At 34.5% G+C, this 23185-nt stretch carries 27 protein-coding genes; 8 read left to right on the top strand and 19 right to left on the bottom strand.

All coding sequences use genetic code 11. From position 1 onward, the window contains the following. The 9 genes from AsAng_RS07600 to AsAng_RS07560 form a co-directional block, all read right to left on the bottom strand. Positions 1 to 237 carry a hypothetical protein gene (locus AsAng_RS07600; RefSeq protein WP_264792180.1) on the bottom strand — a complete coding sequence of 79 codons (237 nt, stop codon included), beginning with the start codon at positions 235 to 237 and terminating at the stop codon, positions 1 to 3. Between the two features lie 22 nt (positions 238 to 259). Then, the gene (locus tag AsAng_RS07595) at positions 260 to 664 is read right to left on the bottom strand and encodes a hypothetical protein (RefSeq protein ID WP_264792179.1); all 405 of its coding nucleotides are present in this window, start codon (positions 662 to 664) and stop codon (positions 260 to 262) included. Continuing rightward, on the bottom strand, positions 664 to 1140 hold the full coding sequence (locus AsAng_RS07590) for a hypothetical protein (RefSeq protein ID WP_264792178.1): 477 nt from the start codon (positions 1138 to 1140) through the stop codon (positions 664 to 666). The genes AsAng_RS07595 and AsAng_RS07590 overlap by 1 nt, the downstream gene beginning before the upstream one ends. Continuing rightward, on the bottom strand, positions 1103 to 2638 hold the full coding sequence (locus tag AsAng_RS07585; RefSeq protein WP_264792177.1) for a hypothetical protein: 1536 nt from the start codon (positions 2636 to 2638) through the stop codon (positions 1103 to 1105). The genes AsAng_RS07590 and AsAng_RS07585 overlap by 38 nt, the downstream gene beginning before the upstream one ends. Positions 2639 to 2869: 231 nt before the next feature. After that, positions 2870 to 3655 carry a nucleoside triphosphate pyrophosphohydrolase family protein gene (locus AsAng_RS07580; RefSeq protein WP_264792176.1) on the bottom strand — a complete coding sequence of 262 codons (786 nt, stop codon included), beginning with the start codon at positions 3653 to 3655 and terminating at the stop codon, positions 2870 to 2872. A gap of 56 nt (positions 3656 to 3711) precedes the next feature. Then, positions 3712 to 3942, bottom strand: coding sequence for a hypothetical protein (locus tag AsAng_RS07575; protein ID WP_264792175.1), 231 nt, complete (start codon positions 3940 to 3942; stop codon positions 3712 to 3714). Between the two features lie 35 nt (positions 3943 to 3977). Further along, positions 3978 to 4226: a hypothetical protein gene (locus AsAng_RS07570; protein ID WP_264792174.1), complete on the bottom strand. Its 249-nt coding sequence runs from the start codon at positions 4224 to 4226 to the stop codon at positions 3978 to 3980. A gap of 18 nt (positions 4227 to 4244) precedes the next feature. Then, the gene (locus AsAng_RS07565; RefSeq protein ID WP_264792100.1) at positions 4245 to 4556 is read right to left on the bottom strand and encodes a helix-turn-helix domain-containing protein; all 312 of its coding nucleotides are present in this window, start codon (positions 4554 to 4556) and stop codon (positions 4245 to 4247) included. A 19-nt stretch (positions 4557 to 4575) separates the two neighbouring features. Next, positions 4576 to 4869, bottom strand: a complete 294-nt coding sequence (locus tag AsAng_RS07560) for a hypothetical protein (RefSeq protein ID WP_264792173.1) — start codon at positions 4867 to 4869, stop codon at positions 4576 to 4578. 620 nt (positions 4870 to 5489) lie between these two features. On the opposite strand from AsAng_RS07560, the gene AsAng_RS07555 reads away from it, so the two are divergent. From AsAng_RS07555 to AsAng_RS07540, 4 genes are all read left to right on the top strand, one after another. Next, positions 5490 to 5885, top strand: coding sequence for an ATG16 family protein (locus tag AsAng_RS07555; RefSeq protein ID WP_264792172.1), 396 nt, complete (start codon positions 5490 to 5492; stop codon positions 5883 to 5885). 157 nt (positions 5886 to 6042) lie between these two features. After that, positions 6043 to 8373, top strand: a complete 2331-nt coding sequence (locus AsAng_RS07550) for an nSTAND3 domain-containing NTPase (protein WP_264792171.1) — start codon at positions 6043 to 6045, stop codon at positions 8371 to 8373. Positions 8374 to 8691: 318 nt separating this feature from the next. Further along, on the top strand, positions 8692 to 10503 hold the full coding sequence (locus AsAng_RS07545; RefSeq protein ID WP_264792170.1) for a DUF6119 family protein: 1812 nt from the start codon (positions 8692 to 8694) through the stop codon (positions 10501 to 10503). Positions 10504 to 10684: 181 nt separating this feature from the next. Further along, the gene (locus AsAng_RS07540) at positions 10685 to 11680 is read left to right on the top strand and encodes a phospholipase D-like domain-containing protein (RefSeq protein ID WP_264792169.1); all 996 of its coding nucleotides are present in this window, start codon (positions 10685 to 10687) and stop codon (positions 11678 to 11680) included. A gap of 244 nt (positions 11681 to 11924) precedes the next feature. On the opposite strand, the gene AsAng_RS07535 is transcribed toward AsAng_RS07540, so the two are convergent. Then, on the bottom strand, positions 11925 to 13088 hold the full coding sequence (locus AsAng_RS07535) for a site-specific integrase (RefSeq protein WP_264792168.1): 1164 nt from the start codon (positions 13086 to 13088) through the stop codon (positions 11925 to 11927). Positions 13089 to 13462: 374 nt separating this feature from the next. On the opposite strand from AsAng_RS07535, the gene AsAng_RS07530 reads away from it, so the two are divergent. The 4 genes from AsAng_RS07530 (at position 13463) to AsAng_RS07515 (ending at position 18578) form a co-directional block, all read left to right on the top strand. Next, positions 13463 to 15100: a hypothetical protein gene (locus tag AsAng_RS07530; protein WP_264792167.1), complete on the top strand. Its 1638-nt coding sequence runs from the start codon at positions 13463 to 13465 to the stop codon at positions 15098 to 15100. A 373-nt stretch (positions 15101 to 15473) separates the two neighbouring features. Beyond that, positions 15474 to 16622, top strand: coding sequence for a S41 family peptidase (locus AsAng_RS07525; RefSeq protein ID WP_264792166.1), 1149 nt, complete (start codon positions 15474 to 15476; stop codon positions 16620 to 16622). Positions 16623 to 17028: 406 nt separating this feature from the next. After that, complete coding sequence (locus tag AsAng_RS07520) at positions 17029 to 17685, top strand: DJ-1/PfpI family protein (protein WP_264792165.1); 657 nt, start codon at positions 17029 to 17031, stop codon at positions 17683 to 17685. Positions 17686 to 17813: 128 nt separating this feature from the next. Beyond that, positions 17814 to 18578 (top strand): cyclase family protein, encoded by a 765-nt coding sequence (locus tag AsAng_RS07515; RefSeq protein WP_264792164.1) that lies wholly within the window; start codon positions 17814 to 17816, stop codon positions 18576 to 18578. A gap of 361 nt (positions 18579 to 18939) precedes the next feature. On the opposite strand, the gene AsAng_RS07510 is transcribed toward AsAng_RS07515, so the two are convergent. The 9 genes from AsAng_RS07510 to AsAng_RS07470 all read right to left on the bottom strand — a co-directional run bounded on the left by AsAng_RS07510 (position 18940) and on the right by AsAng_RS07470 (position 23134). Then, entirely contained in the window at positions 18940 to 19560 is a 621-nt protein-coding gene (locus AsAng_RS07510; RefSeq protein ID WP_264792163.1) for a glycoside hydrolase family 19 protein, read from the bottom strand. A gap of 84 nt (positions 19561 to 19644) precedes the next feature. Further along, complete coding sequence (locus AsAng_RS07505) at positions 19645 to 19959, bottom strand: hypothetical protein (protein WP_264792162.1); 315 nt, start codon at positions 19957 to 19959, stop codon at positions 19645 to 19647. Between the two features lie 3 nt (positions 19960 to 19962). Further along, positions 19963 to 20109, bottom strand: coding sequence for a hypothetical protein (locus AsAng_RS07500; protein ID WP_264791859.1), 147 nt, complete (start codon positions 20107 to 20109; stop codon positions 19963 to 19965). Positions 20110 to 20120: 11 nt separating this feature from the next. After that, on the bottom strand, positions 20121 to 20333 hold the full coding sequence (locus AsAng_RS07495; protein ID WP_264792161.1) for a hypothetical protein: 213 nt from the start codon (positions 20331 to 20333) through the stop codon (positions 20121 to 20123). Between the two features lie 3 nt (positions 20334 to 20336). Further along, the gene (locus tag AsAng_RS07490) at positions 20337 to 20753 is read right to left on the bottom strand and encodes a peptidoglycan-binding domain-containing protein (RefSeq protein WP_264792160.1); all 417 of its coding nucleotides are present in this window, start codon (positions 20751 to 20753) and stop codon (positions 20337 to 20339) included. 2 nt (positions 20754 to 20755) lie between these two features. Then, a complete protein-coding gene (locus AsAng_RS07485; protein WP_264791862.1) occupies positions 20756 to 21031 on the bottom strand; it encodes a hypothetical protein in 276 nt (91 codons plus the stop codon). Positions 21032 to 21210: 179 nt separating this feature from the next. Next, entirely contained in the window at positions 21211 to 21657 is a 447-nt protein-coding gene (locus tag AsAng_RS07480; protein ID WP_264791863.1) for a hypothetical protein, read from the bottom strand. 12 nt (positions 21658 to 21669) lie between these two features. Next, on the bottom strand, positions 21670 to 22749 hold the full coding sequence (locus tag AsAng_RS07475; RefSeq protein ID WP_264791864.1) for a hypothetical protein: 1080 nt from the start codon (positions 22747 to 22749) through the stop codon (positions 21670 to 21672). After that, positions 22718 to 23134 (bottom strand): hypothetical protein, encoded by a 417-nt coding sequence (locus AsAng_RS07470; RefSeq protein ID WP_264792159.1) that lies wholly within the window; start codon positions 23132 to 23134, stop codon positions 22718 to 22720. Before AsAng_RS07470 ends, AsAng_RS07475 begins: the two co-directional genes overlap by 32 nt. Between the last annotated feature and the right edge of the window lie 51 nt (positions 23135 to 23185).

The raw sequence follows: 23185 nt of genomic DNA, 5'->3' as shown, positions 1-23185 counted from the left end.
CTAAGGGGTTATATTTTTTTCAAATTTTAACATCATGTCCAAATCATCTTTGAGGTCTGGACGATCTTTAAATATACAGAGGACAAGTGCCATAAAATCGGTTTCACTATCGGTATGCACGTGAACAAAGCCGTTTTTGTCCGTTCTTAATAAAGCCCAAAGCTCCGCTCCATTTAATAAATGGTGAATGTCTTTGGCTACATTGGCTTTGTTGATATTTTGTGTTTCTACTGCCATTATTTTTGTCTTTTAAATGCGGTTATAACAAGCTCAATCCTTGATTGGATTGATTGATGTCGTGTTGGTGAAATTGGTCTAAAATGGGTTGTAAATAGGCTAAATAAAAGGGTTCAAAATCCTTGTCTACTTCTTCAGCTACCGCTTGGATGCTGTGCTCTAAACCGTATTTTTCAGAGGGGCTAAGTTGTAAGCTTATTTTGCTTTTCATCGGTTTGCCACTTCGTTCTAGGCGTTGAATCAGTTTTGAAATTTTGATGAAGGCTTGTAAGAGCGTAGCTTGTATTAATTGGTCAATCGTACTTTGCGCTTTGGTTTCAATTAGATATTGACCTAACCAGTAATGGAATTTATGCCAATGGGAGCGCTGTAATTGTAAGGGGATCTTATCTTGAATTAGGACGGAATGTTGTCGATAATAATCCATTACATCAAAAATCTTCCTTGGTAGCGGTTAATCAATTTTTTCTCCTGGTAAATATCAATCCGTAAAACATCTTTATTCCAGTATTTTGTCACCTCATTAAGATCATAAACCCGTTTACTGATGCCCTTTTGGCTGCCATGGCGGTTTTTGTATTGTTGGGTAGGAATGATGTACAAGGAGTAGGAAGTAAGCTGTTTTTTGTAGTCCTTTAGATCCAATCGCTGTAGTCCTGTTTTGGGGTGGTAATAATGATAAATATTCCCTGTTTTAACTTGCCGTAAAATCGCCCAAGACCATTTTCCTTCTACGCTTGCCAAATACCGTTCAATCTTCTTTAAATCTTTGCCAAAGTTGCTTATTTTAAAACCATTGGGCTTGCTGTTGTTTTTAAATTTTATCTGCAAATAAGCAACCGAGGGCGCTTTGTATTTTCTCTTTTTAGTGCTTGCCATTTCTTTGGCGTTGGAGGTGTTCATCGTTGAGCAGTGGTTTAAATTTTTGTATGAATAAATCGCCTAAGGCTTTCATTTTATCTTCGTTCAAATAAGGATTATCTTTCAAGCTTTGATACCAGTGGTTGTAATGCTGAGCAATGTCTTTATAGACCACCTTTGCGCCTTCCTGCTCCATTTGCTCAATGGCATTGCTGTAACGCTTGTTGATCCATTGCACTTGCTGGAAATAGGCTTTAGCCGTTTTGTTTTTATCAAAATAATTGGCTTGTATTCGATCCCAATCATCCATGGAATAATTCAAAGCCTTGACCGCAGCCGTTGAGCTGAGATAATCGACTGGATAATACAGTGGATAGCCGTATTTGTCGGCGTGTTTTTGTTGTTTGATGATGGCATGAGAAACGATCTCAATGGCAGAGCGCTCCTCATGGGGGAGTCCTGCTGCAAAGTTCTTAAGCAGCTTGGTTTGTTGCCTGCTGGCCAAATAAGCAGGATTTTCACGAAACGACTGGATTTTAGCTTGTCGATAAGCCGTTACATGCTCTGCTGCTAGATCCAACAGTTCGCCAAGCATCAATTTACAATCCGTGTTGGTTTGCTCGTTGTACACTTGGTTTTGATAGAGGTTGTAACGCATCAAATCCCACAATTTTGCGCAAACATGCTCCTTTTTAGACGCTTTTCGGGGCGTAATCTTTGGAGAATCGGTTGGTGTAGACTTGCTTCCTTGTCCTTCACCCGATTTCTGAGCATTAAGCACCGCAATCTTTGGAGAATCAACTGGCATTAACTTGCTTCCTTGTCCTCCATCTTGAATATTGGATGGTTTAAGCTTGGCGACAGCCAAAGCCGCTTTATCCACAACTAAAGGACTATTAATGATTGATTCTAGTTCTTTATCTTTATATAGTAAAGAACTTTGTTCGTACTGCGGTAAAGTTTCCCCTTTAACGTCAAAAAAAGAGGGGGTATCAGAGGCCCCAGAACCCTCATAGCAAGGCTTTATACACAAGACCTGAGGGCTTATCCACAATTGGATTTTTCCTCGTCCCTTGGGGCTTTGTTCGTCTGGATAAGGATTTCTTAAACCTGTATGTACATGGTTGACCTTTTCGGTAATGATACCAATGTCCATGAGCTTCTTAATTTGGTTGTAGACGGTCTTTTTATTGGGCGATAGTACTCGATGCTTCGCTGTGTCGTTTAAGAGCGTGATCAGGCTAGGAATGGTCGTAAAACAGCAATATTCTCCATGCATACGACATTCCTCGTACAAACCATCTTGATGCTTCTTTAAATTCTCCATGGTGGGGGCAACGCTGCGAATGATCGCATGAAACAGATCAAAGGTATACGGCGTTACACCGCCCCGTTTTCCTGCCTTTTTGCGCTTGGCTTGATAAGCCGCCATCATATCTTTTCCTGCCTTCTGAGTCGCCTTTTTATCAATCATTTCATAAAAGCTAGGACTCAGGGAACTATTTTTAACCTCAGGGTGTATGTTAGTTTGAGTTTGCATTCTTATTGTAAACCTTGTGTGTTTTTATAGATTAGATAGTATGTTAAAGAGGGGGTTGCTCCCAAACCCCTCTTTTTTAAATCGGCATATAGTCGCCGTAACTTGCAAACAACTGTTTGCTTCCTCGTGACTAGAAAGGGAATCGAACCCTTTTTGCATCCAATCCAGTTCGTTTTAAAATGGAGCTGCATTCTGCCAAAGCAAAACACAGCTCTTCACAATTATAAACCCCTAATCTTTATTTTCTTTCAGATAATGGTAAGCCAACTTAACCCGAACATGGCGCTCAATATCTATGTTCATTCCTGCCGCTAAATCTAATAGCCGAATAATGGCACCAGCAATTTTATCCTCGAACGTATGTTGAATGTAGTGTTCAAAAGCTTCTTTGGGGCTATAAATACCTGCATCGTACAAATCCCAATTGGCAGGCGTACTTTCTTGGTAAGCCTCCATCGCTCCGCTCAGCTCTGCGGTAACCCCCATTAGCAGCTCTCCTACAGAACGGTGTTTGTCCCAAAATCCCTTGGCTTGATTTAAGGCATGAATTTTTTGTGCTAAAACGGTTAGATTTATAGAGGGAGCAGCGGAGGAGCTTGGCTTTTTTGCCTTGCTTTCTTCCTTCATGGTCAACAATAAATTCAACCCCATCTTTAACACCTCCAGCCATTCTGCAAAGCGTGGCTTTTTAGTTGCGGCTTCTTTTGGCTCTTTTACTTTTCTCTTTTTTAGGAAGCCTTTTTTGTACTTCAATCCCAATTCCTTGCGGTTTTCCTTGTTGTTGGGCACAATCTTTCTGCCTCCTTCCACACCAATCGCTAAAGCGTCTACTGCTGATTTTTTAAGGTAGATTAGCTCTTTGTCGTTGTCGTAATAATCCTTGGTGACATAAGCTTTGTTTAGATCCGTATCCACAGGCAATACCCCGTTAATTTCGGCTTCTGTTGCAAAACACAAAGCGTTTTCTTCTTTGGGCGTATTGATGACCACAAGGATGTAAAATTCGTATTGTTCCATTTTTGTTTTATGATTGTTTTAAAAGGTGATTTAACTATTTAGTTTTGATATTTTGCTTAGTAAGCCAAGCCCTCTATCTGAATCTTTTTATAACAATCTGGGCAAGTAATCATTTCTTTGTAGTTGTCTTGCTCTTCGTTATCTTCATTAGCGATAACCTTACTCAATTGCATATCATCGTTTAAGCGGTCTATTCCAAATAGATCGATATAAGTATCACAATGTGGGCAGGCTATATAAGCTTCTATATTAATCGTGCCTTCTACTATTTTTATGGATTTATCCATTGTCTAGCATTTTGTTTTATGATTTTAAAAGATGATTATTGAGGTGGGAAACGCTGCGCTATACGATTTGAAACTCTGCGGTTAAATATTGCCTGATCAATCGCTTTGAGTTCTGCTTTGATGGCTTTGTTTTGAGCCTTGACCGCTTGAATTTCTACCCTGACCGCTCGCACTTCTTCCTTGATGCTATTGGTAAACGAAGCGCTCACTTCATAGCTCAGTATAAAAGTGACAACCAGCAAGAGCGTTCCTCCAAAGAAGAGCCATTTTGTTATTCTGTTCATAGTATTTTTTAATTTTAATCATTCAAAAAAAGCCCAATGCTTGAAGTTTTCCCTTCGGTATTCCATGACCTGTTTTAATGGGAAATAAAGCATTCCTTCTTTTTTTCGCTTCTTTCCTGTCAAAAGCCCGTCATAGTTGTACTTCCTTATTGTTCTTGGCTTTAATCCTAAAATTCGGGACACCTCCCTCGTGGTTACAAAATTATTTTTATAGATCTCTCCTTTTTCGATCTCCTCTTCTAATGCATCCAGTTTCGCTCCCTGCTGAATTATTATTTCATTTTGTCGATCTATCAGGTCCATCAAATGGGCCTTAAGTGTTTCATCCATGCGCCTACTTTTTTTTAGTTTAGCTCATTAATTTTTTATATGCTCTGATGCTCAATACATCATACCCCATTTGATAACGGTCAATCATCGTACGCAGATTGCCCCCTAAGAACGCCGCCATTTTCTCCATGGTTTCTAGTTCCATTTTACTGGGATCTAATAATAACATCGTTGTTTTTCGCCTACCATAGCCCAAAGCCTTTGGCAAATTCTTATAAGCCGATACCGACAAGGTATTTTTTACATGCTCATGAAAATTAGCCGCTTGAGCATCTGACTCAGCACTACTGTTGTTGTCTGTCTCTGTATTCATATTAATTTACTTGATTTGGGGCATAGCTTCGCCTCACCACTTAGCATAGTAAGTCGCTGTATACCGTTGTTTATTTGTAATTGGTTTGCTCTAGTAAAGGGAGTCGAACCCTCTCATTTTAGCAATGTCCTCCCTACTAAGGAACTAGATCCTAGAGAAACACTCAAAATTTGACCAGCACACCCTTTTGATGTGCCTGCACTTAACAGTTGATCGCCAGAGGTCGCCCTCTAGTTGTTCCTTCTATCCCCATAGAAATAAACAATGCCACATGGCACGACCAAGCCTATTCAATCCCCATTCCCTGATTGAATTTTGTTTCTTTTCCTTTGCCTTTTCTTAACATTTTGTCTACATTTGTTTACATGCCCGTCTACATTGGTCTACATGGTCTACATTTGTCTACATGTTATTTAATTTAATATGTCTTGTTGATTTGCTGCTCTATTTGTTATTGTCGGGCTATTTTTATTGTTAATATTTTTCTTGTTAAAGGGGTTTTAACTTCATAACCTATTCCCCTTTGATATAACAAAGCTAACTCAAAAAAATATAAAAACCAACCTCAAAAGGTTTTTTATTATATTTTTTTAGGTTGTCCCATATTTTAATTAACAAAAATGACTGATAGAGAGAGACTTGAAAACCTTAGGTTTTTTTTTAAAAAAAATAAAACAGAGTTTTCTAAAATTCTAGGCTATACCACTTCTCAGAGTTACACAAATTACCTTAGTGGCAGTAATAACCTATCCATGAAGATGGTCAAGACTTTAAAAGAACATGATCCTAGAATCAATATAGATTGGATTTTATCTGGTCAAGGAGAAATGTTACTGTCCAATGCGCCTCAAAACACAACTACAACTACAGAACAAGCAGAAAACAGTAGGATTGAGTTATTAAAAAAAGAGATTCAACACCTTAACGAGAAACTAAAAGACAAAGAGGAACGCTTAAAAGACAAAGATAAACTCATTGCTATTTTAGAAAAAAGCTTAGAAGGAAAACAAAAATAAAAAAAGGGCTTTGCCTTTTTTTCATTGCATGCATGTAATAAAAAAAGATAAATCCAAATATGCTATGACTTTACTGTAAAGATGTAAATAAACCATGGTCTTAAAAGTTCCTCATTTTTGTATTATTAAGCCAATCTTCCCCAAACACAATAATGTTATGCATAACTATAACTTTTTAAACCTATCTCCATCAGAATTTGAAGACTTAACAAGAGATTTACTCCAAAAAAAGCTCAATGTTTATATTGAGAGCTTCACTGATGGAAAAGATTTAGGAATTGATTTAAGATGCACAACATTAGATATGGATAAAACAATTATCCAATGTAAAAGATATAAAAGTTACAATTCCCTTATCGCATCATTAAAAAAAGAGCTCCCAAAGCTTCAAGAAGCCTCGTTAACTAGATATATTGTTGTTACGTCAGTTGGACTTACTCCTCCTCAAAAAGATAAAATTACTAATTGCCTCCATCCTTATATTAAGGACACAGAAGATATACTAGGAAGAGATGATTTAAATAATTTGATTGGTCAATTTGAGAAAATCGAACATAAATACTTTAAATTATGGTTATCAAGCACAACAATTCTAAAAAAAATTCTTTACAATAAAATAATCAATCAAAGCAATTTTGAAATTGAAAAAATTGAAGAATCTTTAAAGTTTTATGTTCAAAACGAAAGTCTTGATATATGCAAAAAAATAATTGCTAAAAATAAATTTGTCATCATTTCTGGGCAACCTGGCATTGGAAAAACAACACTTGCTAGAATGTTAACATACTACTATTTTTCAAAAGGATTTGAGAATTTCGTATATATAAACAAATCCATAAAGGAAGGATATGACTTTTATGAAGAAGAGAAAAAACAAATCTTTTTCTTTGATGATTTTTTAGGTAAAAATTTTCTTAAAACCAACCTTCCTATCAATGAAGAACAAAGCATTATTTCATTTCTTGGAAAAATAAAAAAATCATCCAATAAGATATTAATTGTTACCACGCGAGAATATATATTAAATCAAGGACAATCAGAGTACGAAAGTTTAAACAATAATATCATCAATAAATCCAAATGTATTGTTGGTTTATCAAAATATACAAACCTAGTAAAAGCTACAATACTTTATAATCATCTATTTTTTAACGAGCTACCATCTTCTCATATTTCTGAATTATTAAAAAATTGTTTTTTTAATGAAATAATTTCCCACCCTAATTACAATCCTAGAATTATCAAAGTTGCTACACAAAAAGAGGTTTGGGAAAATATCGCTCCAGAAGATTACCCACAAACATTTATATCATTCTTAGACTATCCAGAAAGTGTTTGGCGACATGCATATGAGAAACATATTTCAAGTTTGTCAAGGTATATGTTAGCTTTATTACTAACTACTGGCACTCCAATTTACCTTGATGATTTATTCAAATTAGTCGATTCTTTTTGTTCAAATAATAGTACAAAATATAATGTTAACTTTGACCATTTTAGCAAAACCGATTCAATTAAAGAATTAACAAATACATTTATCAAAACTGAACTAGATAGCAGACGCAAATCAATAGTTAAATACCAAAACCCTTCTATTCAGGATTTTATGGTACATTACTTTACAAAAAGTCCTGATTTAATACAAGACATAATTAAATCTGCAATATATATAAATCAATTAAATACAATTTTTACCTTTCAAAAGACATATTCAGTAGGATTAGATACAATCAAAAAAATCTACCTAGACGAAGTCCTTCAAAATATCTATTACAAAAAAGTGATAAATGATTATGATTCTTTAGGAGTTTCGTGTATAAATTTTTCATATAAATTCAATGGTGACACAATGGAGTACTTCTGGGAAAAACCTGAATTATCTGACATGTATAAATTAGATGCAATACTCAACAATATGGATTTTGCTCATTTATCAAAATTGAAAGAATTCATAATTAACAAATTTAATTCATTCATTAATTCAGATGAACCTTTATCTGGATTCCATAATATTCATCTCTTTAGTCAGATAGTTAGCAAAATCCACCACTTTATTAAAGCTGATACAACATCTATTTTCCAAAAGATAGTATCAGCAATAAATTATGCTGATGAACTTTGGTGTTTATCAATAGTAAAATCAATATATCCAAGAGAATTTAATTCATATAGCAAAAAAAACGCTTATTTTGCACAGGTTTTAGAAAAAGTTGTCCAAAATACTATAGAACCAAACGTCCCTATTTTAAGTATTAAAACCGAAGTTCTTAACGACCTTTATCGACTGAAAAATGAATACAATTGCAATGTCGATTCTCAAATAAAAGATTTCGAGGAAAAATTAAAAGATGAAAAGAATGATGAATTATACAAGAATCCGTCTTTTATAGAATCCATTTCTAAATCCATCTCTAAATCCATCTCAGAAGAAGCTAAAAAAGAAAGAGAAGAGCAAAAAATAAAGAACATGTATGATTCGCTAAAATAAAAAATGGCATAGAACAAGATGCACAGGCTCATGGTAAATTGGGGCACAAGCTTTACGATGAACGCATAGTTTTGAGGTACAAAATCGCAGGTTTTGCTGCTAGCCGAAAATAGACTTACCACCAAAATCTGCAATTTTACTTACAGAACAGCTATATTCGGTGTACAACATGGCTCCTCTCCCCCCTCTGCACAAACGTCAACAGCAATCAAATTAGTTTTTTAATAATATTCTAGGATTTTATCTAAAGTTTTTCAAATATTTGAATTAAATTTAAATTCATCTTCTTGCTTTTTCCTAATAGAAAGATATTCTCCCATGAATCAAAACATTAAACTTTATAAAGTTGATAAAGACTATTACCGTTTATCTCAAATCAAATCTAATAAAAGGATAATTGAAAGAATTATTCAACTTGCTAGAGAGAAGATAAAAATGAAAAAGGAATTTAAAATTGAGGAAATTCCTTACATGGTAGAAGGGAATATTACTTACTATTTATATGTTCATAATTTTTCAGAAAAAAAATCTGATTGGGTTAAATTTTTCCCAACTGAACTTACTTCAAATCTTGAATTTGATATACTGAACATAAGTATTCTTCTTTTCATTGACAATGGATTTGACATTTTTATTGTAGTCGGTGGAAAAGGATTCCAACTTGTAATTCCTTTTATTGATCATACTTTTGGATTATCGATCTTATCAAGACTCATAAAGCCTGAGGAAGATTTAATTACATCAATTAATTCACGGGGAATTACAGGAAACAGGTCTGGTCTATCAGAACAATTCAGAAATGAATTCAGAATGATTGATTTTGTAAGATTCGGTAAAGTCCCAACAGAACTTCATATTACCCTCAGTCAGAATATATCTAATATCCATTTCGATTTTTTACAAAGTAAGACTGGCGAACGCATCAAAATTTATGCTGGAAAGTCTTTCAAAATTAAGAAGAATATCGATTTCAAAAAGTTACATAAAATAGTAGAAGAGATGGGACATATTCTTTCCATTGTTCCTAGTGACTTTTTAAGCACGTATATAGAAATCAAAAACCATCGAAAAATAGAAGAAGAACTAACTCCTTTACTTCATCAGAGCATTTTTCAAGATTTATCTCAGGTCGCAACTTATGGAAGTAGTACTGCACAAAATGAAAATAGTTTAATAGGAAAAAGATTTAAATTTGACCTCAGTCATCCAGAAAAAATTGCTCAATTTTATGAGGCTGATTACTATATTTTAAAAGAAAAGACAGAGAAGGGTAAATACTCCGAATTTAACCGTGTTCAAAATAAAGAAAATATTTACGATTCTGTTGTAAAAAGAATAATTGAGTTGGGATACCACCTCGACTTCTATAAATTTAGAGCTTTCGCTCAAGGAATCCGAGTTGTGTCTTATTCAGATGGAAAACTATCTACTTCAGCAAGTTTCTTTTATCATTTTACGTCTGAATTTTTATTCGAGAACCGTCCCATTTTCTTAGTAGATAATAAATGGTATGAACTCAAAAATTCATTCGTTTCAGATTTAGAATTTGAATGTACGGAAACCATTAAAGCGTATAAATTGCCTTCTCACATTTTACCTCTTCCTTGGGATAAAGCAGTTACTAAAAAAGAATCTGAATATAATTTAAAATATGATGACCTTGACAATTATATCGTCTTAGACACCATTACTCCAAATGGTGTAGAGTTATGTGATATATTGTATATAGAAAAAGACAAAATTTACTTAGTCCACGTTAAATTTGGCTTTGATGCAGCCCTACGTGAATTAACTAACCAGGTGACCCTTTCAGCTAGAAGATTATATGAAGATAAAAAATCAGGAAACTTTGATTATTTAGGAAAAGTTTATGATGGCATTATTTTAAAACAAAAGTCAAACTTTAATTACACGAAAGCAGGTTTCATTAGTTTATTTGACAAAAAAATCACCTATGTCTTTGCTTTTGCATCTCAATTGAAACATGACTATTTAGTAGAAGAAAACATACATAAATACAAATCAAACATTGCAAGATATTCTCTAGTTCAATGCAACCAAGATATGAAGGCATTTATGTACGATTTAAATATATGGCAAATAAGAAGAAACTACCACATAATCAAGTAAATGAATTACGGTGCACCCCATGAATACAAGTAAGTTAGCTGCAATTAACAAAAAAGAGTGCGTCATCAAGAATGAATTGCCCTATTCATTATCTTGAATTAAAAAAAAATATCACCTACGCAAAAAGACTGCGTATCTTACTCTTACATTTGTGTTATTAAAGATAAAACATTAAAAACTTATGGAAGTAGCTTATTTTAAAAATATTAGATCGCAAATTCTAAGTGAATTAAAAAATGCAAAAAGTTCTATACAAGTAGCGGTTGCATGGTTCACTAATCAAGAGTTATTTGATGCCCTTTGTGATAAAATAATACAAGGGGTCTTAGTTGAAATAATAATTATAGATGACTACATTAATAATGGTGATTATCGTCTTAATTTTCAAAAATTAATAGATTTAGGTTGCATTTTCATGTATGGAGATTTAGATCACCCTATGCATAATAAATTTTGTATCATAGATAAATCTGTTCTGATTAATGGTTCATATAATTGGACTTATTACGCTGAAAATAAAAATGTTGAAAATATAATTATATGCAAAAAAAATTCATTAATACTGAACCAATATATTGCAGAATTTGAGAGAATTAAATTAACATTAACTCCTGTTTCAGTTGCCATTATACGATCATTTGAGGAAATGGATGCTTTTGACTATTTTTCGATAAAAGAATATTTAGGCTATGATCTATTATTTAAAGGAAAAGAAAGTTCAATCGTTAAATTTATAGAAGCTGCTGCTAGAGTTCTTCCTAAAAATACATATATACAGAAAGAATATAAAACAAGCACAGAGGTTAAAATTATCAAAAAAACTACTACTGCATTAGGAATCGAGGTTAGAATGAATGGTATTGATGGAAAGTTTTCTCGATTGATTGAAATGGGAACTACCGTTCCTTGTATTAAATCTGGAAATTATTCTACTTCTGAGGATTATCAAACCTCCATATCTATCAAAACATATAAAGGTAATAATGACATAACACAACTAAATCAATTAATTGGAACTTTTCATGTTAATGATTTAGTAAGTAAACCTAAATACCAAGCAGGTGTAACTTTAACTTTTTCACTTTCAGCTAAAGGTATACTAACTGTTTCTTCAAAAAATAATGATACAGGTAGTGAAATGAAAGCTGTTTATGATGTCGAAAAATTAGTTTTTTAAAATAAAACCAACCTACAAACAAAGTGTTTATATCCATGCTATAGGGCTAAAAAAAGAGCCTCTTCTTTGGCTTTAAAACGCAAAATCACAGGTTTTATTCCGACTTGAAGAAAAATTTCTGAGTAAAATCTATGATTTTGCTTGTTACGGGTGCTTACTCTTTGGTACCTTAGCTTTCACACATCACATACATGCATGAAAAAAACAAGTCACTTATCAATCAAAGCGACCTGTTTCATGCATTCTACCAATCCACCTTATCCAAAGCATCATTCACCAGTTTATTAGAAAGATGCAAATAAACCATGGTCGTTTCGATCTTAGAATGCTGTAGAATCGCCTTTAAGATATGAATCGGTACTTTGGATGCCAAATTAGTCGCAAAGGTATGACGAGCCACGTGGCTCGTGATTGCCTTTTGGATGCCAGCCCGTTTTGCCAACTTCTTTAAAGCACGGTTAAAATACTGATTGGAGTATTTGTGAAAGACCAAGCCCCTATCATATAATACCTCAGCACGGTACTTATTAATGATGGCCTCAGGTTTGCACTCATATAATTTGTACAACGGCAGTAGAAGCTGTTTACTCGTCTTCTTAGCCACTATATTTAAGACCATGCCCTCTTCGCTATGATTTATATCTTCGTAGCTGATAGCGCAAGTATCAGAGAAGCGTAAGCCCGTATAACAAGAGAACAAAAACATATCTCGAATAAGATCCAAATAAGACTCCTCCTCTCGAAAGGTCAGCGCCTCTATTTTTTTCACCTCCTCTTCAGACAAAACCAGCCGCTCTGTAGGAACCGTCTTGGCCTTAAATTTCAGATAAGGATTTTTATTGCTGTCCAATAAATCTTTTCGGATCGCCAAATTAATGTATTTTTTCACCTGCTTATGATGCGTGTAGACCGTATTGACATGCAGCTTATGCGCATAGAGGTAGGTATCAAAATCGTGAATTAAAGAATAGGTTAATTCCGAAAATTTGACATCTTTTTGAAAGCCCTTCCAATAATTTAAAGCCGTGCGGTGCTTTTTCTTGGTAATTTTCTCCAGCTTGGTATCTTGCGCCAGCTCGTATTCCCAAAACTCCGTAAAGGATTGTACATTGCCATAATTAAAATAGCTGTCTAGCTGCTCCAAGGTCATCGCCCCGTGCTTTTTGATCCATTCTAAGGCATAAGCCTCCAGCTCGTCCAATTGCCTTCTTATTTCAGCATTATACTGCAAGGCGTTGGGATGGTCGATTACCTTATTGTATTTCTTGCTCCATTGAGCAGGGGTTACAAAAATTCCTGTAGGAATGTATTTTCTTGCTTTGTTGTGGTAAGCCCGAATCTGTACGGGAGCTGTACCGTCTTTTTTTAATCTGTTTTTAAAATTGTGCGAAATTGTGAATTGTATCATTTGTTTTGCTTTTTTAGTAGAATTATAATATACAAAATCTAGACTAAAAAAGTGGAACAAAAATGGAACATAGACCCATGTAAACCTATGCAGAGAGCGTTTAAACCGTGTTCCACAAAAAAGGTGGAACAAAAAAAAAGAGAAACAAAAAAAGCTAGAACCTCGATGGTTACTAGCTTTTTTGTTTCTCTAGGAGACGTTTGCACATCTCAACTGTACCCGGAGCGGTTTGGTTTATGTGGTGACATTAGTTAACATAACTAATCGATGCGATATTTTTCTATTAACTCATCTTTTTTTTTAAACACAAGTTTTAAATATTATATTTAACCATATAATAAAAGCAGTAGCTTCACTAAAACATGAATAAAAACATGAATAAAAAAAAACAAGCTAAAAATGTATATGCTGAAGATATAAAAGGAAAACCAATTCATGTAGATCAAGCTGAAAGTGGAAGAAAAGGCTATCATTGTCTTGGATGTGGTAAGGAAATGGAAGCCCGAAAAAGTAAAATTAACTCAAGGGCTTCTTATTTTGCTCATGTTCCTATCAATGTTCAAATACAAACAGGAAGAGAATGCACTTATTCTGATGAAACTTATCGACATAAATTAGCAAAAGAAACACTTCAAAGAATTAAAAAGATAAAAGTCCCTAATCTTTATAAATATCCTCCTGCTGGTCTAATTGGAAAAATTAATAAACTAGCTAATTCAAAATACATTGAAGCTTTTGAAGTGAAAAATGAGATCCAATTTTATGAAAATGAGGAAGGAGTAATTCAATATGGTAGGAATTTAGGATTTAAAGAAGAAGGTAATAAACATTTATTAATTCGACCTGATGTTACCTTTTTTAATGAATATAATATCCCTATTTTATTTATTGAAATAGTAGCGACACACAAGGTCGATTCAAGTAAACTATCAAAATTAAAAAGACTAGGAATAGATACTATTCAAGTTAGTATTCCTAAGGGGTCTCCAGGTGAAATAGAGGAAACATTTCACAAGACTAATAGAACAGAATGGTTATTTAACTATGAACAAGAAACTACACCATATTTATTTATACCCCAAGGAAGTAATCAGGGAGTATCACCAAATAATGAATTCCAAAGAAAACTTTTTGAACAGTACGAATCTTACGAATGCAAAAAGGCGCAACTTAGTAACCTTATACGAACAATTAAAAAATGTTTGGGATCAGAATCATACAAATCAACTGAACGAGGAATTAATTCAGAACTCTTTAGAGTTAAGGAAAATACAGAAAAACATCACAGAAGACTCGAAGACATACGAGAAAAAGCTAGTGATAGAGCAAATAAAAGAACTCAGTCAGAGAGAGAAAGAATTAAAAGCGAAGAGTCAAATTTTGAAACAAGAAGAGAACAATTTCAACAAAAAACTAATGACTTGGGCAAACGATATCAATATAAAAAAAGCGAACTTATTAACGAAGAAGAACAACTTGCTAGACAACTTACAAACGCAAGAAATGAATTTAGAGCAAGTTGCGAGGAGGAAATTGAAAGAATTGAAGAACAAATTGAGCAACTTGGAGGAACTCCAATTAGTTTCAGAAACGAAATCGATAGATTGGGGCTCGAAGAAAGAACTATTACAGAAAACATTTCAAGCCAAATCCAAAGAATTAAGGACGAAGAGGATACAATTGATAGAAGAAGAAAAAATTTGGGTGAAATATATAAACAAACTGGAGATGGAATTAAAGATCGAATTAGAGAAAAAGAAAAAGACTTTGAGTCAAGAATTAACAGCTCTAGAGAACAACTTACAAAAAGAGCAGAAGGATACAGAGAACGAATATCTAAAGCAGTTGAGGATAGAAATGGTGAAGGAGATTACCCCATTAACCAAAGAATTAAAAATGTACTTCATAAAAGAGGAATACTTGGCTCTATCAGGGATAATGAAGAAGAGATTAAACGTCTTAATATCATTAAAAGAATACTTGAATCGGGAGACTTTAAAAAATGGATTTAGTTTCAATGATTTTATCGAATTAATTGAAGCCAACACCCCTCTTCTCCCTCCATATCAAGGAAATATGATGTAATGCGTGCTTTAGAAAACAAATGGAGCAAAGAATACACAGATGTTATTTTGAATAAAAAATTTATTCTTCAGTCATTAAATATATACTATTCTTGATAAGAATTATGTACATTTGTCATTATAGACAATAAAAAATACTGGCTTTCAGACCATAAAACAACACTTTAACACTGAAGAAGATTTCGGAAATGCTGTTTTGAAAGCTTTGTGTAAAAAGCACATACTTCAGTTATTGAATCATGCAATATATATGATTCAATAACTGAAGTATGTGCTTTTTTTTTAATATAACATATTAAACATGAAAAAAACAACTTTATCAATTACCATCCTAATTTTACTAAGTATCATTTCTTGCAAAAAAAATGATAGGACTATTTCAAATCTCACAGAACAACAAAATGTTTTTAAAGAATTTTGGGATATTTATGACAAACACTATCCCCTATTTCACAGAAAAAATATTAATTGGCAAAGCAGTTATAACACCTATTACAATCAAATAACTACTAATACTACAGACGACCAATTGTTTGAGATATTTAATACAATAATGACGAAAGTTATTAAAGATGGTCATACAGACATAATTTACAATAACAATCGAGAATCTATTTACATGCCATCTTTTAATGAAAATGTATTCACAATGGTAAAAAACAACACTGCGAGCAAGGTAAATATAGTACCTAGTAGTGCTAATAACCCATATATTTCTTATGGAACATTAGTTAGCAACTCAAACATTGGTTATATTAATTCTAAATCGTTTGAGCCCATTAATGAGAACGAAAGTGAATTTAATAACTTTAAAGTCATAGTTGATGAAGCATTAACTGCGTTACAAGGTAAGGTGGGTATTATTTTAGATATTAGAACGAATGGTGGTGGTCAACCCCATTATGCCTATTATTTAGCGGGTCGTTTTTTAACTACATCAACTCCTATAGAATTAATAAGACAACGTATTAAAACTACTACAGGTAGTGGTGTTGAAGCATTGGGAAACTGGGCAACAGAATTTTTTGAAGGATATCAGGACTTAAGAGCAGAGGGAGGATATATTGCTGGAATTTTTCCTGAACTAAATACTATTAATAAATCTGGAAATTTTCAGTTTACAAACAAAGTAGCTCTATTAACATCCAATGGAACCGCAAGTGCCGCTGAACATTTTACAGCAGCCTTAAAAACCCAAAATCATGTAATAACTATTGGAGATAAAACATTTGGAATTTTTGCAGGAAGTGATATCCTTACCTTGACTAATGGAAATAAAAAATGGAAAACTCGTGTTTCTACTCATGATGTTGAAGTTATATATAATGGATCATTTCAATCTTTTGAAGGAATTGGAATCACACCTGATAGCCTCCTTATCCCATCCTCAACACAAATATCAGCTGGAGAGGATATCCATTTAATTTCAGCGATAAATTATATAAACTGAAAAATTACGTCCTACAATAGTGAGTTGAGTCTTTAACCAAAAATTTCTTAAATTTCATTCAAAAAAAACATATAAATTTAATTAATACTAAATATTGCCTTATATTGTGCTTAATATAAATAAGGGCTAAATTAGCATCTATAGCTTAGATTCTAACAATAAGAAAAAAACTATATTCTAACACTAGAGAAGAAATTGAGAATATAGTTTACTTAAAAACTGTGCATAACGCACATACTCTAGTAAGAGCATAGCAATTATGCTCTTACTAGAGTATGTGCGTTTTTTTGTTCAGACCTATACTCTAAAACATTAACCAACACTAAATTATATATTATTCACTTAACAATACACCATACTTCATTATGACTAAATTTTATACATTATTTAATAATCAAAAGACAAAATGAAAGTAGTTATTTTTATGTATCCTGGTGTGACAATGCTTGATGCTATTGGTCCATATGAAGTTCTAAGAAATTTACAAAATTCTGAAATCTGTTTTGTTGCAGAGAAAAAGGGACTGGTAAAAGCAGACAGTTCATTTATAGAAATGAATATTCAATATGATATTACAGAAATTAACCATGCAGATATTTTGCTAATTCCTGGATCATTAATAGAATATCTAAATATCGCTAAAAATAAAAAGATATTAGACTGGATTAACAAAGTTAGCATAACTTCTATTAAAACAGTCAGTGTTTGTACTGGTTCCATAATATTAGCAGCAGCAGGAATATTGCAGAATAAAAAAGCAACCTGCCATTGGAGTTGTATCGATCTACTATCTGAGTTCTCTGCAATTCCAACAAGAGAAAGAATTATACAAGATGGGAAAATAATAACAGCCGCTGGGGTATCCGCAGGAATTGATATGGCAATCCATTTAGTAAATCAATTAGAAGGTAGGCAATCAGCCGAGGCTATACAATTAGCAATTGAATATGATCCTAGCCCTTTATTCAACTCTGGAAATTTTTCAACAGCTAAGCCTGAGGTTATAAACCTCTCCAAACAAAAAATGGAATTAGCTCTTGCCCAATCCGACTTATCTGATTAAAATATAAAGGATAAAATAAAACCTGTGATATAGTTATTAAAAATAATAAAATGTGTCATTGGGGTAATTTTTTCATAGTATTTATACTCTGAAGCTAATGACATCCTTTTATATAACCAATCAATTAAATGGCTGTAATAATAGATTTATCAAAAACAATCGAATATAAAAAAGAAGACCCTTGGTTTATGCGAATTAAAATAAAGCATATTCCTCATTCAAAGAGTCTAAGATTAATTCGTTTAATTTTTAAACTTCCTAAAAAACTAATGCCTTCTAGATTCCAAGGGTGGGCAGATGATAAAATTAAAAATATGGGTGTACATTCTAGTACTCACATTGACGCCCCTTGGCATTACTCCCCTATAGTTGAGGGCAAAAAAGCAAAAACAATTGATGAAATTCCTCTAAAATGGCTGTATGGGGATGGTATACTTATTGACATGAGCCACAAAAAAGACTTAGAAGTAATTACAGCAGAAGACATAAAAAATAATCTTGCTAAAAACAATATCACTTTATCTCCAGGAAATATTGTACTAATTCGTACAGGTCGAGATTTATTAACAGGTCATGATGTTCTTAAACGAGGTACAGGCATGAGCAAAGAAGCTACACTTTGGTTAATTCAACAAGGTATTAAGGTAATGGGTATCGATCAATGGGGTTGGGATCTACCCTTAAAATATCTCGCAGAAGAAGCAATAAGAAACAATAATAAAGAATTGTTTTGGGAGGGGCATTTAGTTGGTTTAGATCATGAATACTTACACATGGAGCAACTCACAAATTTATGTCACTTGCCTCTTAGTGGGTTTAAAGTTGCTGCATTTCCCCTTAAAATAAAAGGAGGATCTGCTGCTCCAGCAAGAGTTGTTGCTATATTAGAATGAGCTACCTAATTAAAATTTGGTATAACTAATCTTTTAAACCACTTTAGGCAGGTTTTAAATTAATTAGATATTTTACTCTTAAAATCTTCTTACTAAAAACTTAGAAGATTTTGGGAGTAAAATATTCATAGCAACGAACTTGATAGCATCAAAAAATAAGTTCATCGAATTAAGCAAGTTTACCAATAATTAAATAAATTCTATCTATTCAGTAAATAGAATAAAAAAGCCATTTCAAGCGTACAATTCAAAAGCCATTTTAAACTTCTCCTGGTAAACAGCTGCGGAGATTAGCAAAGTTTGATAAGATCGACACTTCAAAATAAAAATAGAATAATAAATCAAAAATAAGTGTACAATTCTAAACAATAGCTTGAGCAATCAAATTAGCATAGCCCTCTATTCTTTGTGCCCGATCCAAGCCATTAACCACCCTACGAGCAGTATAAAAATCTACCTTAGAGCTGTTGATGTAATTCTTTAAAGGCTTACGAGTGAAAGCCCCTTGTAACATGCCTTGCACTAAAATACGAGCGGCATAAGAAGGTTTTAAAACCAAAGCAGGATTGGCAACAAAATCCACCCCTAAGAGCTGAGACATCTTAGCATAGTTGCGCTGGTGCGTGAGCTGGACAAAACCACGCCCATAATACCCCGTATACCAATAGGCATTCTGACGATTGTAAACATCGGTTTGAGAAGGTGAAGCTCTGCGCTCCTCAATGGGTCTAAAGTTACTTTCATGTCGGGTGGTGGCTAGAATATAAATGAGCTTATTAAAATCCTTGTCGCCGTATTGCTCAAAGGTTTGTACAATAATACGAATCGAATCCTTTTGAGTAGCATCTAAGCTTCCAAAGGCTTGCTCGCAAGCTTGTATAATTCGTTCTCTCTGGAGCTTTAGCAAAAAGGCTCGAATGAGAAGAATCACAGTAATCAGCCCCACTGCTCCTCCAAGATATATTTTGTGTTGTGGTTTCATGTTTTTAATTATTAAAATGGCTTTACTTTTAATGTGTTATTAAAAATAAAGCCAAGACCTTTAATCCTTATTTGAGTTTTTTTGCTAAAATAGAAGCACCACTTTTTGAGCTAGGATGGCTCCTTTGGCATCTTTGATAAAAAGATAAATCACACCATCCTTAGAACTAGCTAAAAAGCGAACCCCATCTTTTTCCTTTCTCCACGTCTGCCCATATTGAATGGTATCAGAAAAGGCAGCTCCTTTATAGGACATTTCAAACTGAATCGCTTTTTTTTCCTTGAGGTATTGGTTGACCTTAATTCTAGGCTTATTCTGTTTTTTCCACTGGGTGTAAACAAGACCGCCGCCAATGCCGATAACCAAAAGCACAATAAAAAGTTTTGTTTTAGTATTCATGGTTTATTTGCATTTAGGAGCACCTGAATTATACAACCAACGAATCCATAAGACAAGGATCACTAAGGACAATAAAGCCGATGCTCCAATTAGGATAAATCCTAAAATATTAGGGCCTTCTACAGTTGTTTTATTTTCTGGAGTATTCATAATCAATTAATCTATTTTATGTTTTTTTTAGTAGTGCTGTTGCCTTGTTGGTAGAGCCATCGCAGCCCAAAGAGGATAACGATGATAATTAAGAGCGGTTGGAGGACAGCCAGCAGCTCAGAGGTGAAGCTCGGCTCCTTGTTCTCTGCTTTGCTAGTAATCCACCAATAGCCCGTTGCTCCAGCGCCAGCCGCTACAATTGGAATTAATAAAGGAATGGGCATACGTTAGTTTTTTTGATTGGCTAGAATCAGTTGCAATTGATGAATGCTCATGGTCTTTTTGTTGGTGAACTTAAACAAGAGCGCTTCTGTTTTAGCACCAAAAATCTGATCAACCACGAGCTTTGCTTCAATAGGAACAGTGCCGTGTTGACTTTGATAGTCGTGCTCTGCATTCAAAAGGCGTTGCAACTCCTGAACGGACAAGCCCCGATCGCCCTTTTTTAGCAGTTGATTTCGATCAATCGTTTCGGATGGCGTATTGGTGCTGCTAGGCTTAACAGGGGTATTGCTGTCTTTGCTGAGTCCCTTGGGCAAAAAGAAGTTCATCCATTGCTCCTTGGTAGCATAAATCAAGATCACAAGAGCAATTAGTCCTAGCCCAATTAAGGGCTTTTTATATTCTTTGATGCTGCTTTTCATGCTTATTGGGTTTTAACGTCAACATCTCCATTTACCGACAATTCTTTGGCAGAATCAGTGCTATCTGTTACGAGCGTTCTGTCTTTGATGTCGTCCTGCTTAGGAGCTTGTTTTTTTTTATCTAATTCTTTTTCTAGTGCCTTAATTTTTCGGTGATAATAAAAGCTAAGCCCACCAAATAAGAGCACAACAAGGATAAGAGCAGCCCAACGCTTTTTGTGAGGAATGCCTTTTTTAGTTGTTTTTGCGGTTGCTGCAACGGTTATTTCTTCAGCCATGATTTTTTGAGTATAATTTGTTGAATAATAAAAGTGTGTTCTTTGGAGGCTCCTGTTTTTGAGATATTAGACCTTAGATTTTAGATGCTAGATCATTTGATTTTAGTCTAAAATCTAAGGTCTAAAAATGAAATGCTCTAGCATCTAAAACTAGCAGCTCCCAAAGAAGAAAAAAGCGCCTAAGTGATTTGTAAGGCATCCAAACGCTTGATAAATTGTTGGTGGGGATCATCCTGCCACGGTAAGTTCCAACAGGCGACCCAAGCCTCATTTAAGACTTTTCTTAAGGTCTTGCCATACACTTGCAAATAGCCATCGGCAACGGCTCGTATTTGAACATCTTGCAAGGCTAACAATTGAGTCAAGACCTCACAACGTCCCGTTGACCAATTGACCACATAAGCTGTATGCACCTTTTTGACCATAGCAGAAGGATTCCAATCTATATTTCCTGAATCAGTGCTAACGGTAATGGGTTTGATATTGGGATTGGCATCGCTTGGTTCATCTGTGCTTTTCTTGCCAGAGACTCTACCCAGTACAAAAATGACCAATAGAATGACGACAATTCCCCCCCCAATCCAAAGATATTTTTCATCAATTTGGGTTTGTTTTATTTTTGCCATGTTATTTAGAATTTATTGATTTAGTTTATCTTTTTTTCCACCACTAGAATCGCCATTGTCCTCAAAAAAATCAATGTCAGGATCTCTACTTGGATCCACAGTAGCACTGTGATCCACGCCCGTTTCAGGATCAATAAAAGTAAAGACCCAACCTTTCTTTTCTTGCAAATAGCGCAAGGCTTCCCATTCGGTGATTTTATCCAAATGGTCGATGGCTTCAACCCATCGTTGAACAAAGGTGTAAAGGGTTCCTGCTGGATAAGCAGCCTTGGCACCAACGTCCCAAGCATGTATTTCTATGGTGCCCCCATGATCGACAATCTTAGTTAAATACTGATCTCTGACCCAATGCCCATTCATGCCCTTATAATGATCAAGCTCAGGTCTAAAGCCAAACTCTGACCAAATCTCAAACGGTGTAGGAACAAAGGCATTGGTTGTTCCAACCAATAGATTTAACTCAATCGACTCAATCCACCAAGGCGCTTCTTTATCCCTCAAATGGGTTAAATTTAAGCCCTTATAGCCTCGGTTTAATAAGTTTTGAAGTTCAGAGCGCAAAGACTTTCCAATCGGCTCATAAGTGCCATAAATGGGAAAGGTCAAATGACGAGTGGTCGGACGGCTAACAATGTCCACACCGTTTAATTTCGCCATCATCTGATCAATTGCATGCTGAGCATCGTTGTTAAATCGAATCAAGGCATGCCCAATATTGTATTTGGCTCTAAAAATGTCCATGTATTCTTCTCTCGCTTGTAATCGCTGAGCTTCTGCTCGAATTAAATCCTGAGCTTGAGGAGAATTGTAATACAAAGGATCTTGGTCAGGTGGCGGTGTAGTCCCCCCACTATTTCCAAAGATTGCAGCAATCTGATCGGGGGTTAAGCTTGGCTTATGAGTCGAGGAATCGGTTCGCCCTGGTATTTTCTCAGAGGGAGCCGATTCTTTCTTTTCATCGTCTGCATCTTTCTTTGGGCGTACCCAAAAATAAATGCCGATTCCACCTCCAATAAGCAGGACAAACAAAAGAACAATTAAGCGGCTCGAAGGGCCTTTCTTAAGCTTTGGGGCTACTGCTGTTGTTTCCATTTTTTGTGGTATAAATGATTAAACCAATTAACAACAAAACGACCACGACACCACCGCCAATTAACAAAGGACTAGCGGGATTTTTAGGATTTGTATTGTTGTTGTTTCCTGTATTTGTAGAAGGAGTAGAACTGGAAGCACCGCCGCCATTGGCAACATTGCCAACGGAATCAATCACGTTAGCACCGCCATTAAATAATAACCCCAAACTAGCAAAAATCTTATCTACGGTTACTTTATTATCCTTGTCTGCTTCTGTATTGTTGTTATTGTTGGAATCATCGGGAGGGCTGGAATTTCCAGCTCCATTGCTAGAAGTGGAATCGTCAGGAGGACTAGAATCCCCTAATGTTTGAACCTTCCATTGGCTATCTGTTAAGCTCATTGTTTTAGATTTAGTGGCGAATGAATCAATGTTTTCTTTGGTGGTTAAATA

The sequence above is a fragment of the Aureispira anguillae genome (assembly GCF_026000115.1).
Lineage (GTDB): Bacteria > Bacteroidota > Bacteroidia > Chitinophagales > Saprospiraceae > Aureispira > Aureispira anguillae.
The sequence above is the reverse complement of the archived record's forward strand: the minus strand, read 5'-3'. Positions and strand labels throughout refer to the sequence as shown.

What these genes read in the sequence shown, in the direction of transcription:
- AsAng_RS07575 (WP_264792175.1), bottom strand. Translation starts at nt 3,942, where the DNA reads ATGGATAAATCCATAAAAATAGTAGAAGGCACGATTAATATAGAAGCT.
- AsAng_RS07535 (WP_264792168.1), bottom strand. Translation starts at nt 13,088, where the DNA reads ATGATACAATTCACAATTTCGCACAATTTTAAAAACAGATTAAAAAAA.
- AsAng_RS07490 (WP_264792160.1), bottom strand. Translation starts at nt 20,753, where the DNA reads ATGAAAAGCAGCATCAAAGAATATAAAAAGCCCTTAATTGGGCTAGGA.
- AsAng_RS07585 (WP_264792177.1), bottom strand. Translation starts at nt 2,638, where the DNA reads ATGCAAACTCAAACTAACATACACCCTGAGGTTAAAAATAGTTCCCTG.
- AsAng_RS07595 (WP_264792179.1), bottom strand. Translation starts at nt 664, where the DNA reads ATGGATTATTATCGACAACATTCCGTCCTAATTCAAGATAAGATCCCC.
- AsAng_RS07560 (WP_264792173.1), bottom strand. Translation starts at nt 4,869, where the DNA reads ATGAATACAGAGACAGACAACAACAGTAGTGCTGAGTCAGATGCTCAA.
- AsAng_RS07600 (WP_264792180.1), bottom strand. Translation starts at nt 237, where the DNA reads ATGGCAGTAGAAACACAAAATATCAACAAAGCCAATGTAGCCAAAGAC.
- AsAng_RS07550 (WP_264792171.1), top strand. Translation starts at nt 6,043, where the DNA reads ATGCATAACTATAACTTTTTAAACCTATCTCCATCAGAATTTGAAGAC.
- AsAng_RS07520 (WP_264792165.1), top strand. Translation starts at nt 17,029, where the DNA reads ATGAAAGTAGTTATTTTTATGTATCCTGGTGTGACAATGCTTGATGCT.
- AsAng_RS07515 (WP_264792164.1), top strand. Translation starts at nt 17,814, where the DNA reads ATGGCTGTAATAATAGATTTATCAAAAACAATCGAATATAAAAAAGAA.
- AsAng_RS07495 (WP_264792161.1), bottom strand. Translation starts at nt 20,333, where the DNA reads ATGCCCATTCCTTTATTAATTCCAATTGTAGCGGCTGGCGCTGGAGCA.
- AsAng_RS07505 (WP_264792162.1), bottom strand. Translation starts at nt 19,959, where the DNA reads ATGAATACTAAAACAAAACTTTTTATTGTGCTTTTGGTTATCGGCATT.
- AsAng_RS07510 (WP_264792163.1), bottom strand. Translation starts at nt 19,560, where the DNA reads ATGAAACCACAACACAAAATATATCTTGGAGGAGCAGTGGGGCTGATT.
- AsAng_RS07485 (WP_264791862.1), bottom strand. Translation starts at nt 21,031, where the DNA reads ATGGCTGAAGAAATAACCGTTGCAGCAACCGCAAAAACAACTAAAAAA.
- AsAng_RS07565 (WP_264792100.1), bottom strand. Translation starts at nt 4,556, where the DNA reads ATGGATGAAACACTTAAGGCCCATTTGATGGACCTGATAGATCGACAA.
- AsAng_RS07475 (WP_264791864.1), bottom strand. Translation starts at nt 22,749, where the DNA reads ATGGAAACAACAGCAGTAGCCCCAAAGCTTAAGAAAGGCCCTTCGAGC.
- AsAng_RS07555 (WP_264792172.1), top strand. Translation starts at nt 5,490, where the DNA reads ATGACTGATAGAGAGAGACTTGAAAACCTTAGGTTTTTTTTTAAAAAA.
- AsAng_RS07590 (WP_264792178.1), bottom strand. Translation starts at nt 1,140, where the DNA reads ATGAACACCTCCAACGCCAAAGAAATGGCAAGCACTAAAAAGAGAAAA.
- AsAng_RS07570 (WP_264792174.1), bottom strand. Translation starts at nt 4,226, where the DNA reads ATGAACAGAATAACAAAATGGCTCTTCTTTGGAGGAACGCTCTTGCTG.
- AsAng_RS07480 (WP_264791863.1), bottom strand. Translation starts at nt 21,657, where the DNA reads ATGGCAAAAATAAAACAAACCCAAATTGATGAAAAATATCTTTGGATT.
- AsAng_RS07530 (WP_264792167.1), top strand. Translation starts at nt 13,463, where the DNA reads ATGAATAAAAAAAAACAAGCTAAAAATGTATATGCTGAAGATATAAAA.
- AsAng_RS07525 (WP_264792166.1), top strand. Translation starts at nt 15,474, where the DNA reads ATGAAAAAAACAACTTTATCAATTACCATCCTAATTTTACTAAGTATC.
- AsAng_RS07540 (WP_264792169.1), top strand. Translation starts at nt 10,685, where the DNA reads ATGGAAGTAGCTTATTTTAAAAATATTAGATCGCAAATTCTAAGTGAA.
- AsAng_RS07545 (WP_264792170.1), top strand. Translation starts at nt 8,692, where the DNA reads ATGAATCAAAACATTAAACTTTATAAAGTTGATAAAGACTATTACCGT.
- AsAng_RS07500 (WP_264791859.1), bottom strand. Translation starts at nt 20,109, where the DNA reads ATGAATACTCCAGAAAATAAAACAACTGTAGAAGGCCCTAATATTTTA.
- AsAng_RS07470 (WP_264792159.1), bottom strand. Translation starts at nt 23,134, where the DNA reads ATGAGCTTAACAGATAGCCAATGGAAGGTTCAAACATTAGGGGATTCT.
- AsAng_RS07580 (WP_264792176.1), bottom strand. Translation starts at nt 3,655, where the DNA reads ATGGAACAATACGAATTTTACATCCTTGTGGTCATCAATACGCCCAAA.